13 protein-coding genes are annotated in these 11,632 nt (G+C 70.8%); 4 read left to right on the forward strand and 9 right to left on the reverse strand.

Annotated elements, in window-relative coordinates; genetic code table 11:
* Positions 1-2 precede the first annotated feature (2 nt).
* The 4 genes from fmt to def (PXD02_RS13595) form a co-directional block, all read right to left on the reverse strand.
* Positions 3-896: a methionyl-tRNA formyltransferase gene (gene fmt, locus PXD02_RS13580; RefSeq protein ID WP_275104373.1), complete on the reverse strand. Its 894-nt coding sequence runs from the start codon at positions 894-896 to the stop codon at positions 3-5.
* Between the two features lie 65 nt (positions 897-961).
* Positions 962-1,462, reverse strand: coding sequence for a peptide deformylase (gene def, locus PXD02_RS13585; protein WP_275104374.1), 501 nt, complete (start codon positions 1,460-1,462; stop codon positions 962-964).
* A complete protein-coding gene (locus PXD02_RS13590) occupies positions 1,459-1,989 on the reverse strand; it encodes a peptide deformylase (RefSeq protein ID WP_275104375.1) in 531 nt (176 codons plus the stop codon). Before PXD02_RS13590 ends, def (PXD02_RS13585) begins: the two co-directional genes overlap by 4 nt.
* A complete protein-coding gene (def, locus tag PXD02_RS13595) occupies positions 1,982-2,506 on the reverse strand; it encodes a peptide deformylase (protein ID WP_275104376.1) in 525 nt (174 codons plus the stop codon). Before def (PXD02_RS13595) ends, PXD02_RS13590 begins: the two co-directional genes overlap by 8 nt.
* 76 nt (positions 2,507-2,582) lie before the next feature.
* Between def (PXD02_RS13595) and PXD02_RS13600 the strand changes: the two genes are divergently transcribed.
* The 3 genes from PXD02_RS13600 (at position 2,583) to PXD02_RS13610 (ending at position 5,396) form a co-directional block, all read left to right on the forward strand.
* Complete coding sequence (locus PXD02_RS13600; RefSeq protein WP_275104377.1) at positions 2,583-3,767, forward strand: MalY/PatB family protein; 1,185 nt, start codon at positions 2,583-2,585, stop codon at positions 3,765-3,767.
* Complete coding sequence (locus PXD02_RS13605) at positions 3,764-4,309, forward strand: L,D-transpeptidase family protein (protein WP_275104378.1); 546 nt, start codon at positions 3,764-3,766, stop codon at positions 4,307-4,309. Before PXD02_RS13600 ends, PXD02_RS13605 begins: the two co-directional genes overlap by 4 nt.
* 127 nt (positions 4,310-4,436) lie before the next feature.
* Positions 4,437-5,396 (forward strand): acetyl-CoA carboxylase carboxyltransferase subunit alpha, encoded by a 960-nt coding sequence (locus tag PXD02_RS13610; RefSeq protein WP_275104379.1) that lies wholly within the window; start codon positions 4,437-4,439, stop codon positions 5,394-5,396.
* Between the two features lie 7 nt (positions 5,397-5,403).
* Here PXD02_RS13610 and PXD02_RS13615 read toward each other — a convergent pair whose 3' ends face one another.
* The 4 genes from PXD02_RS13615 to PXD02_RS13630 are packed head-to-tail and all read right to left on the reverse strand — an operon-like array spanning position 5,404 to position 8,381.
* Positions 5,404-6,006 carry a pyridoxamine 5'-phosphate oxidase family protein gene (locus PXD02_RS13615; RefSeq protein WP_275104380.1) on the reverse strand — a complete coding sequence of 201 codons (603 nt, stop codon included), beginning with the start codon at positions 6,004-6,006 and terminating at the stop codon, positions 5,404-5,406.
* Entirely contained in the window at positions 5,978-6,787 is an 810-nt protein-coding gene (locus tag PXD02_RS13620; protein WP_275104381.1) for a lysophospholipid acyltransferase family protein, read from the reverse strand. Before PXD02_RS13620 ends, PXD02_RS13615 begins: the two co-directional genes overlap by 29 nt.
* Positions 6,784-7,656 (reverse strand): cell division protein FtsX, encoded by an 873-nt coding sequence (locus PXD02_RS13625; protein ID WP_275106432.1) that lies wholly within the window; start codon positions 7,654-7,656, stop codon positions 6,784-6,786. Before PXD02_RS13625 ends, PXD02_RS13620 begins: the two co-directional genes overlap by 4 nt.
* A gap of 50 nt (positions 7,657-7,706) precedes the next feature.
* Entirely contained in the window at positions 7,707-8,381 is a 675-nt protein-coding gene (locus PXD02_RS13630) for a cell division ATP-binding protein FtsE (RefSeq protein ID WP_275104382.1), read from the reverse strand.
* Between the two features lie 88 nt (positions 8,382-8,469).
* Between PXD02_RS13630 and PXD02_RS13635 the strand changes: the two genes are divergently transcribed.
* Positions 8,470-9,159, forward strand: a complete 690-nt coding sequence (locus tag PXD02_RS13635) for a zinc-ribbon domain-containing protein (protein WP_275104383.1) — start codon at positions 8,470-8,472, stop codon at positions 9,157-9,159.
* Here the strand turns inward: PXD02_RS13635 and PXD02_RS13640 are convergent, their stop codons facing one another.
* Positions 9,160-11,625 carry a DUF4175 domain-containing protein gene (locus tag PXD02_RS13640; protein WP_275104384.1) on the reverse strand — a complete coding sequence of 822 codons (2,466 nt, stop codon included), beginning with the start codon at positions 11,623-11,625 and terminating at the stop codon, positions 9,160-9,162.
* Positions 11,626-11,632: the final 7 nt, after the last annotated feature.

Consider the following 11,632-nt stretch of genomic DNA (forward strand, 5'->3'; position numbering starts at 1 on the left):
CCCTAGTCAAGTTGCGCGGGAAGCACCCATCCGCGCAGCAATTCGCCCGCGGACATCGGTTTCTTGCCCGACCGCTGCGCCTCCAGCACCTCGACCGCCCCGGTCCCGCAGGCGACGGTGAAGCCCCCCAGCACCCTGCCCGGCAGGCCCGCCCCCGCGACCACGCGGCTGCGCAGCAGCTTCACCCGCTCGCCCCCGATCTCGCACCAGGCGCCGGGAAAGGGCGACAGCCCCCGGATCAGGCGGTCCACCTCGGCGGCGGGACGCGTCCAGTCCACCCGCGCCTCGGCCTTGTCGATCTTGGCGGCATAGGTCACGCCCTCCTCGGGCTGCGGCACGGCCGGCAGGGGCAGGCGGTCCAGCACATCGACGATCAGATCCGCCCCCATCGCCGCCAGCCGGTCATGCAGGTCGGCGGTGGTTTCCTCGGTCCCGATCGCCGTGCGCGCCTCGGCCAGAACGGGGCCGGTATCCAGCCCGGCCTCCATCCGCATGATCGCGACGCCGGTTTCCGCATCCCCCGCCATCACGGCCCGATGGATCGGCGCCGCCCCTCGCCATCGCGGCAGCAGGGAGGCATGGATGTTCAGGCATCCCAGCCGGGGCGCATCCAGCACCGGCTGCGGCAGGATCAGCCCATAGGCCACCACCACCGCCACATCGGCGCCAAGCGCCGCGAAGGCCGCCTGTTCGTCCGCATCCCGCAGCCGCAGCGGCGTCCGAACCGGGATCCCCACCGACTCGGCCGCCGCCTGAACCGCCGAGGGGCGCGGCTTCTGCCCCCGCCCCGCCGCGCGCGGCGGCTGCGAATAAACCGCCATCACCTCATGCCGCGCGGCGACCGCCCGCAGCGCAGGCACCGAAAACTCCGGCGTTCCCATGAAGATCACGCGCATCGGCAAGCCCTTCTTCTTCACAAAAATATCCTCGGGGGGTCCGGGGGGCGAAGCGCCCCCGGCCTTCACCGCCGCGCCAGCTTGCCCGATTTCGCGACCAGCATCCTGCGCCGCAGGGGCGACAGGTGATCGACATACATCCGCCCGTCCAGATGGTCGATCTGATGCTGCACGCTGGTCGCCCAGAGGCCGACGAAATCGCGATCCTCGACCTCGCCCGCCTCGTTCAGGAACCGCACCGTCACCGCGCGCGGGCGGCTGACGGGGGCCGAGACGCCGGGCAGGTTCGGGCTGGCCTCGTCATGGCTGCGGACCTGGACGCTGGCGTGCAGGATCTCGGGATTCGCCATCCGCACCGCCTGGCCCCGCCTGTCGGATGCGTCCACCACCGCCAGGCGCCGCATGATGCCGATCTGCGGCGCGGCCAGGCCCACGCCCGGCATCGCCTCCATCCTGTCCACCATGTCGTCCCAGATCATGCGCACGGTCTCGGTCACGGCCTCGACCGGCTCGGCGGGGACATGCAGGCGGCGGTCGTGATAGGGCAGAAAGGCGCGAACGGTCATTCCGGGACATCCAGGATCAGGCGGCCGTCCAGGTGATCGGCCTCGTGCTGGGCGATGCGCGCCTCGGCCCCGGTCAGCAACCGGCGATGATGCGCGCCGTCCAGGTCGTACCAGCCGATCTCGACCGTCAGGGGGCGGCTGACGGATACCGGCTGGTCCGGGATGGACAGGCAGCGTTCGACCGCCGCCTCCCTCGCGTCCGAGCAGGCCAGGATCTCGGGGTCCAGCAGCGCCAGGGGGACCGGCGCGCCGTCCTTCCATCCGGCATCCATGACGAAGACCCGCCGCAGGACGCCCAGTTGCGGCGCGGCCAGACCCCGGCCGCCCGCGGCATACATCGTCGCCAGCAGGTCGCGGACCAGTTGCCGCGTCTCGGCATGGGTCAGATCCCCGGCGGGTGCGCAGCGCTTCCGCAGGACCGGATCGGGATGCAGGACGATGGGCAGGACGCGCCCGCCCCCGCCCCCGCCATCGCCGCCGGCGACGGGCAGGAACGGTTGGGGGATCGACGGCCCGGTCTCAGGCACGGCCCTTTTCCCGCTTCAGCTTGACCATCCTGCGGGTGATCATCTGCCGCTTGATGGCCGAGAGGTGGTCGATGAACAGGATGCCGTCCAGGTGGTCCAGCTCGTGCTGCGCGCAGGTCGCCCACAGCCCGTCGAACTCGTCTTCGTGCGTCTTGCCGTCCAGCCCCAGCCAGCGCAGCCCGACCTGCTTGGGGCGGGTCACCTCGGCATATTGGTCGGGAATGGACAGGCAGCCTTCCTCATAGGTGTTCGGCTCTTCGGATGTCCAGGTGATCTCGGGATTGACCAGAACCATCGGGCGGCGCTCGGCCTCGGGATCGCGGGTCGCGTCCATCACGAAGACGCGCGCCAGAACCCCCACCTGCGGCGCGGCCAGCCCCACGCCGGGGGCGTCATACATCGTCGCCAGCATGTCGGCGGCCAGGGTCTCGATCTCGGGGGTGATGCGGGCCACGGGTTCGCAGACCTTCTTCAGGCGCGGATCGGGATGGATCAGGATGGGGCGCAGGCTGCTCATGCCTAGCGATTTAGGGCAAGGCTTCACCATAAGCAACAAGCGGCGTATGCAGGGGAAAACAGCGGCAGGCAGAAGCATGAGCATTCCCGACTTCGACGAAATCATCGACCGCGTGGGCACCGGATGTTCCAAATGGGACGACATGCAGGCGGCCTATGGCGTGTCGCCGGAGGATGGCGGCCTGGCGATGTGGGTGGCCGACATGGATTTCCGCCCGCCCGCCGCCGTCCAGCGCGCGGTGGAACAGGTGGCCGCCCACGGCGTCTACGGCTATCCCGGCGACAATCCCGCCTATCTGAGGGCCATCGGCTGGTGGATGGAACAGCGCCACGGCTGGCGGATCGACAGCGGCTGGATCCTGACCTGCGCGGGACTGGTCAACGGGGTGGCGATGGCGCTTGACGCCTATACCCGGCCGGGCGACGGGGTGATCGTGATGTCGCCGGTCTATCACGCCTTTGCCCGCGTGATCCGGGCCTCGGGGCGGCAGTTGGTGGAACTGCCGCTGGCTCAGGAGGACGGGCTCTACCGGATGGACTGGCCCGCATGGGAGGCCAGCCTGACCGGCCGGGAAAGGCTGCTGATCCTGTGTTCGCCCCACAATCCCGGCGGGCGGATCTGGACGCCGCAGGAACTGCGCGAGGTCGCGGATTTCTGCATCCGCCACGACCTGATCCTGATTTCCGACGAAATCCATTGCGATCTGGTGATGCCCGGCCACCGCCACACCGTCACCGCGACGGCCTGCCCCGATGTCGCCCATCGGCTGGTGACGCTGACCGCCGCCACCAAGACCTTCAACATCGCCGGCGCCCATATCGGCAACGCCATCATCGCCGACCCGGCGCTGCGCGACCGCTTCAAGGGGGCGCTGATGGCGCGCGGCATCTCGCCCGGCCTGTTCGGCATGGACATGGTGGCCGCCGCCTATTCGCCTCAGGGCGCGGCTTGGGTCGATGCGCTTGTCGGCTATCTCGACGGCAACCGGCGGCTGTTCGACGACGGGATCGCGGCGATCCCCGGCCTGCGGTCGATGCCGTTGCAGGCGACTTATCTGTCCTGGGTCGATTTCTCGGGCACCGGGATGGCGCCCGCCGAATTCACCGCCCGCGTGGAAAAGACCGCCCGCATCGCCGCCAACCACGGCGCAACCTTCGGCACGGGCGGCGAATCCTTCCTGCGCTTCAACATCGCCACCCCCCGCGCCCGCGTGGCCCAGGCCGTGGGCCGCCTGCAACGGGCCTTCGCCGACCTGCAATGAGGGGGCTTGCGCGCCTGTTCTCGGCCCTGACGCTGCTGCTTCTGCTGGCGGCGGCCTGGCTGATGCTGGCGCCGCGCCCCGCGCCCCTGCCGCCCGTCCCGCCGCTGGCGGGACCGCTGACCGGCCCCGTCGATCACATCGAGATCCGCAAATCCGCCCGCCGCATGACCGCCTTCCGCGACGGCCAGCCGCTGAAGTCCTATCGCATCGCGCTTGGCTTCGCGCCCCAGGGCGACAAGGCCCGTCAAGGCGACGGCAGGACGCCCGAAGGCCGCTTCACCATCGACCGCGTGAACCCCGACAGCGCCTATCACCTGTCGCTGGGCCTCGATTACCCGCGCCCGCAGGATCGTGCGCGGGCGATGGCAGCCGGGGTCGATCCCGGCGGCGACATCTTCATCCACGGCCAACCCAACGAACGCACCGACGGCGAAACCCTGCCCGGCGACTGGACGGCGGGCTGCATCGCGGTATCCGATGCCGAGATCCGCGAACTCTATGCCGCGGCCCGGATCGGCACGACGGTGGAAATCCTGCCCTAGCCTGTTCACCTTTGCCCAAATATCCCACGGGGGTCCGGGGGTGTGAAACCCCCGGCACCGCGTTGCAATCCCGCGCCCCTGCGATCATATAGGGGCGCAACCCGAACAGCCCGAAGGCAGCCCGCGCATGGTCTATCTGGATTTCGAAAAGCCGCTTGCCGACATCGAAGGCAAAGCCGAGGAGCTTCGCGCCCTGGCCCGCAAATCCGAAAACACCGTGGATGTGGAAAAAGAGGCGGCGGCGCTGGACAAGAAATCCGGCGACCTGCTGCGCGATCTCTACAAATCGCTGGATCCCTGGCGCAAGACCCAGGTGGCCCGCCATCCCGACCGCCCGCATTGCCGCGACTATATCGAGGCGCTGTTCACCGAATACACGCCGCTGGCGGGCGACCGGGCCTTCGGCGACGACCATGCGGTGATGGGCGGCCTGGCGCGCTTTAACGACGCGGCCTGCGTGGTGATCGGCCATGAAAAGGGCAAAGACACCAAGACCCGCATCCAGCACAATTTCGGCATGGCCCGCCCCGAGGGATACCGCAAGGCGATCCGGCTGATGGATCTGGCGCATCGCTTCAAGCTGCCGGTCATCACGCTGGTCGACACGCCCGGCGCCTATCCCGGCAAGGGCGCCGAGGAACGCGGCCAATCCGAGGCCATCGCCCGCTGCACCCAGAAATGCCTCGATATCGGCGTGCCGCTGGTCAGCGTCATCATCGGCGAGGGCGGATCGGGCGGCGCCGTGGCCTTCGCCACCGCCAACCGCATCGCCATGCTGGAACATTCGATCTATTCGGTGATCTCGCCCGAGGGCTGCGCCTCGATCCTGTGGAAGGACGCCGAACGGATGCGCGAGGCGGCCGAGGCGCTGCGCCTGACCGCCCAGGATCTGAAGAAGCTGGATGTGATCGACCGCATCATCCCCGAACCCGTGGGCGGCGCGCAGCGCGACCCGGCGGCCGCCATCAAGGCCGTGGGCGAGGAAATCGCCGCGATGCTGGCCGAGCTGAACGGCAAGAAGCCCGCCGACCTGATCAGGGACCGGCGGCAGAAATTCCTGGCGATGGGATCGAAAAGCCTGGCCTGAGGCCCGGTCACCACATGGTCGCGGCGGCGCGCACGGGCCATTCGGCGTCATAGGCCGCCCCGCCCACGGTCCCCTGGGTCATGGTGGCAAGGATCTGTCCGGGCGTGGGCAGGCCCTGGCTGTCGTCGATGCCCGACCACAGCCCGGCGCGGATCACCGCGCGGGCGCATTGGAAATAGACCTCGGCGATCCGCACGACGATGACGGTGCGGGGCAGCTTGCCCTGACGGGACAGGCTGTCGCGCAGGGTGGCGTCGTCCGTCACGCGGGCATGGCCGTTCACGCGGATCGCATTGCCCGATCCGCGCACCAGGAACATCAGGCTGACGCGCCCGTCGCGCAGGATGTTGCGCAGCGAATCGATGCGGTCGTTGCCGCGCCAGTCGGGCAGCGCCAGATGCCGGTCGTCCAGGGCGCGGACCACCGGGCCGTCGTCGCCGCGCGGGCTGCCATCGGTGCCCTCGGGGCCGACGGTGGTCAGCACGCAGAACCGCGACCGGGCGAGGAAGGCGGCGTAATCCGGGGTCAGCCGGTCGGCCACCTTGCGCAGCGATGTCGCGCCGGGCGTGCCATAGATCGTCTCAAGATCGCTCGGTTCCAGCCAGTTCATGCGCAAACCCCGCCTCGGCCATCAGCCGGTCTGAATGAGTCTCGACCTCGGCCTCCAGCCGGGGAATGAAGCCTTCCGCCGGAACCTCGGCCGGAATGACCGGCAGGAACTCGACCACGGCGCGGCCGGGGCGGATGCCCCAGCCCTTGCGGGGCCAGAACAGCCCGGTATTCACCGCGACCGGCACCACCGGCAGGCCGGTGCCCGCGCGGATCGTGCCGACGCCGTGCTTGTAGGGGCGGCGTTCGCCCGGCCGGGTGCGGGTGCCTTCGGGATAGATGATCAGCTGGCCCAGCCCCTCGCCCGCGATCCGCCGGTTGATCTCGGCCGAGATGGCGCGCATGGCGTCGCGGCCGCGCGAGCGGTCGATGGGGATGCAGCCGACCTTCCAGGCATACCAGCCCATGATCGGGACATGCTTCACCTCGCGCTTCATGATGAAGGCGCGACGGGGGGCGGTATGGGCGATCACCAGGATGTCCAGGAAGCACTGGTGCTTGGCGGCGATGATGCAGTCGTCGGCGGGGGGCGTGCCGCGCACCTCGCAGGTCAGGCCCAGATGCAGGCGCGCGGCCCACAGCATGTATCCGATCCAGCGGGTCGCGACGCGGTTCGCGCCCGCCCGGCCGTCACGCAGAAGCGCGGGCAGGCCCAGCAGCCCGATCACGATGGTCGCAAGCGCGGCATGCAGGTAATAGAGCGCGTTCTGCCCATATTGCCAGGCCGTCAGCGGGCCGGGCACGGGCGATTGCGCCCGCCCCCCTTCTGCCCGCTGGCTCATCGGACCGCTCCCAGCATCTTCAGCGCCGCCCAGCGGGTCGCCAGGAAACCGACGGCGGCGGCCACGACCGGGATCAGCAGCGGCAGCAGCCAGCCCCAGCCCTGAAAGCCAAGCCCGGTCAGGAACCCGCCCGCCGCGTCCATGCCCGGCAGCAGGGCGATGCCCGCCATGCCGAACAACGTGCCGACCGCCGCGCCCACCGCCGCGCGCTTGGTGAAGCGGCGCACGAAGGCGGTGGCGATGGTGATGTCGCGCGCCCCGATCAGGCGCAGCACCCGGATCACCTGCCCGTTCGCCGCAAGCGCCGCCTTGGCCGCCAGCGTGATCATCGAGGCCGAGGCCGCCGCGATCAGCAGCAGCGACACGATGCCCAGCAACCGCAGACGGTTCGCCGCCGTCACCAGCGGACGGCGCCATTCGGTGTGGTCGTCCAGCACCGCGCCCGGCGCCTCGGCCTCCAGCCGCAGCCGCAGGCCCTCGGCGTCGAAATCGTCGCCCGCGATGGGCAGGTCGATCAGCGCGGGCACCGGCAGCGCATCGACCGGCATGTCGGGACCGAACCAGGGGGTCAGCAGGCCGGCGACCTCATCGGGCGGCAGCAGGCGCGGCTGGCCCGCGCCGGGCGTGGTCGACAGAACCTGCATCGCGGCCTGGGTGCGGGCGTCCTGTTCGTCGGACGAGGCGCTGACCCGCACCGTCACCGAGCCCGCCAGCTCGCCGGCCCAGCGGTCGGCCAGCCGCCCGGTCGCCAGCGACAGGGCCAGGGCGAAGACCGCCAGGAACGCCATCGCCCCCGCGGAAAACAGCGTCAGTTGCGCGGTGAACCCGGTCGGCGGCACGATCCGGTCGCCCGACCCGCCGTCGCGCATCAGCCCCTGCCACAGCGCCTTCAGGTTCAGCGCCCGAAATTCAGTCCGTCTCACAGATCCGCCCCTGCCAGCTGCAATGTTGCGTTCGCGATCCGCAGCACGCGGGCCGCGACCTGCGCCTTGGTCGCGCGGATCAGGTTCAGGTCATGGGTGGCGACCAGCACGGTCTTGCCCGATTTGTTCAGTTCGATCAGCAGTTGCATCAGCCGGACCGACATCTCCCAGTCCAGGTTGCCGGTGGGTTCGTCCGCCAGCACCAGGTCGGGCGACAGGATCACCGCGCGGGCCAGGGCCGCGCGCTGGCGTTCGCCGCCCGACAGGGACGGCGGCATGGCGCGGGCGTGCTGGGACAGGCCCACCCAGCCCAGCAGGTCGCGTAGCGCCGCCATGTCCACCGCCTGACCCGAGACGGACAGCGGCAGGGCCACGTTTTCCGCCACCGGCAGATGATCCAGAAACTGCGTGTCCTGATGGACCACGCCCACCCGGCGGCGCAGATCGGCAATGCCGTCGCGGGTCAGTTGCCGCACATCGTCGCCGAACGCCGTCATCTGCCCCGAGGTCGGCAGCAGGTCGGCATAGCACAACCGCAGCAGCGTCGTCTTGCCCGACCCAGAGGGGCCGGTCAGGAAATGGAACATGCCCGGCTGCAAGGTCAGCGTCATGTTCGACAGCAGCTCGGCCCCCCCGTGATAGCCGAAGCCGACATCCCGCATCTCGATCAAGCGCAATCCCCTTGTTCCTTCGGTGCCCGGCTTGGAACCCGGCCCCGCGCTTGATAGAACAGCCACAAGGCGAATGCGAGGGGTCGGAATGGCGGAAATACGGTTGATCTGTCCCGGTTGCGCGGCCGAATACCGGGTGCCCGACACCGCCATCCCCGCCGAGGGGCGAGAGGTCGAGTGCAGCGCCTGCGGCAAGGTCTGGCACGCCAGGGCGCGGCTGGATCTGGGCGATGTCCCGCCCCTGCCCGCCGCCGAACCGCCCGCCCAGCCGCCCGCCGACCTGCCGCCGCTCAGCCGCCGCCTGCCCGTCAGCGTGCTGGAGATCCTGCGCGACGAGGTCGAACACGAACGCCGCGCCCGTGCGGCCGAGGATGGCGATGCCGCCGCCAGCCTCCCCCGCGCGGCCGTCGATCCCGAATGGCCCGCGACGACCATCACCCGGCATTTCGAGCCCAAACCCGCCGAGGCCGCGCGTCCCGACCTGCCGGAACCCCTCCTGCCGGTCCCTGAACAGCCTGCCGAACCCCGGCCCGCCGCTGCCCCGGTCATCGACGCCCCGGAACCCGTCCTGCGGGCCGCGCCGGACCGCAAGCCGGGCGGCTATGTCATGGGCTTCGGGCTGGCGGCGATGCTGGCCGGGGCGGTCGTGGCGCTGTATCTGCTGGCGCCCCGGCTGGCCGATCAGGGCGGCCTTGGCGACGGGCTGATGCAGTTGCGCGCCAGCCTGGACGGGGCGCGGCTGTGGTTGCAGGATCGCGCGGCCACGCTGGTCCGCTGATCAGAATCGGTCCAGCAGCCGTCCCAGATAATCGCGTTCGTCCTGCGGACGGTCCGGCTGGCCGGTCCGGCGGCGGATTTCGTCCAGCAGGTCGCGGGCGCGGCGGGCCGGATCGACGCCTTCGGCCAGCGGATCGCCGCCGGCGATGACATTGCCGTTACCGTCGCGCTGACGGCCCAGCGGATCCAAGGCCGGACGCTGGCCAAAGCTTTGCCCTTCCCCGGCGCGATCGCCGCCGCCGGGTCGCTGGCCGTCCTGCCCCTGCCCCTGCTGGCCCTGTTGGCCCTGCTGCCCCTGCTGCTGGGCCAGCATGTCGCCAAGCGCGCGCATCCCCTCGCGCATCGACTGGATCGCATCGGCCTGCCGTTGCAGCGCGCCGCCGCTGTCGCCCTCGCGCAGGGCGCGCTCGGCCTCCTCCATCGCGCGGCCCGCCTGATCCAGTTGCCGCCGCGCCTGATCGCCGCCGGGCGAGCCCTGGCCGGGCAACAGCCCCTGCTGCTGGCCCAGTTCTTCGCGCAGCTGCCGCTGCCGGTCGGCCAGGCCCTGGGCGTCGGGGGACGGCTGGCCCATCTGGCCCTGGCCGAACTGTTCCTGCATGTCGCGGAAGGCCTCGTCCGACAGCCGCTGCTGCTCGCGCAGCGTATCGGCCAGCCGGTTCATCGGCTGGTTGCCGCTGCTGCCCTGCTGGCCCTCGCCGCCCTGACCCTGACGGACCTGGAGGTTTTCCATCATGCGGTTGAACTGTTCCAGCAACTCCTGCGCCTCGGCCATGCGGCCTTCGTTCATCAGGCGCTGGATTTCGTCCATCATCTGCTGGATCTGGTCGCCGGTGATCTGCTGGCGCGGCTGGTCCCTGGTGAAGCGTTCGGAGGGATCCTGCTGGTTCTGCTGGGCCAGCATGTCGGTATAGGCATCCGTCGCCTCTTTCAGCTCATCCATCAGCCGCTGGATTTCGTCGGGGCTGGCGCCGTTGCGGATCGCCTCGGACAGCTTCTGCTGGGCCTGGCGCATCCGCTCCAGGGCGTCCGACAGCCCGCCATCCTCAAGCTGGATCGCGGCCTGCCACAAGGCCTCGGCCAGGTCGTCGCGCAGCTTGTCGGTCAGGGCCGGGCCTTCCAGCAGGTTCACGGCGCCGCGCAGTTGCAGATACAGGGGCTGTTCGACGAATCCCTCGGGCCGCCAGGTGACCGCGCGCAGGATCTCGGCGCTGCGCCCGGCATTGCCGCGCGACCACAGCAGGTCGCGCCGCATCTCGATCAGCGCGGCGGCCAGCGGATTGAAGAAGCGCCGCCCCGGCAGGACGGTGTGCATCGGATCGGACCGCCCCACCTGATCGATCCCGTCGACAGCGCGCAGGCTGACGCTGACCGGCAGGTTCGCCCAAGGGTGGCGCGACAGATCCTCGGTCAGCTTGCCCTTGACCCGATGGCGGTCGCCGCGCGGCAGCGGCAGGACCAGTTCGACCGCCGGGCGCGGCTCGGGGTCGGCGGCCAGGCCGAAGCGGCGGTCCACGGCGGGCAGGTCCAGCGCGATCACCGCCTGGCCCGAGGCGACGCCGTGATCGTCGCTGGCCTCGAAATCCTGCACCATCCGGCCGTCGGCGCGGCGCAGCGGCGCGGCCCCGGCGCGGATCACCGGCGCGTTGTCGGGCAGCACCGTCACCTCGAAGCGTCGCCCCGCGACCTCGATCACGCCCGATGCCTCGGCCCGAAAGCCCGGCGCCTGCGGATCCTCGCCCAACGGGGGGCCGATATCCTGGGTCACCGCCGCGCCGTCGCCATACAGCCGGAAGGTCACGGCGCTGCCCTTGGGCAGTTCCAGCACCTGCCCCTGGGCCAGCGAATTCAGATAGATCGTCGGGCGGCGGGTATAGGCGGGCGGTTCGGCCCAGCCCTCCCAGCTTGGCCCGGTCGGGACGGCATCGGCCGCCACCGGGCGGGACACGGTCGCGGCCAGGGCCTGGATCCCCTGCCCCATCTGCGCCGCGCCGCCGAAGACCATCGCCATGACCAGGGCCACCAGCCCCGCCAGCCGCAGCGCAAAGGGGTCGCGCCGCGCCAGCCCGGCATCGGGCCGCACCGCCCGCGCCCGCGCCGCGCGGGCCTGCATCTGCGCCAGATGCGCCTGCCAGAGGGCGCCCTCGCCGCCGATGGCCGCGCGGTCGGACAGCGCCGCCAGCGGCCGCCCCGGCAGGGTCCGGTCCAGCCGGTCCACCGCATCGGCCAGGCGCACCCGGCGAAAGCGCATCCCGCCCCGGATCGCGGTCCACAGCAGCACCAGCACCACGGCCCCCGCCAGCCAAGGCAGCACCGGCCCCGGCACCGCCGCCACGGCCCCCAGCGCGAAGGCCGCAAAGATCAGCGCCAGCACGGTCGCCAATGGCCAGAAGGCGCGCGCCACCTGTTCCCACACCATCCCCCAGCGGGTCAGATGCAGGGCGCGGGCGACATGCCCTTTCTTCTTCATGAAAATA

This window comes from Paracoccus sp. S3-43 (assembly GCF_029027965.1).
Classification (GTDB): domain Bacteria; phylum Pseudomonadota; class Alphaproteobacteria; order Rhodobacterales; family Rhodobacteraceae; genus Paracoccus.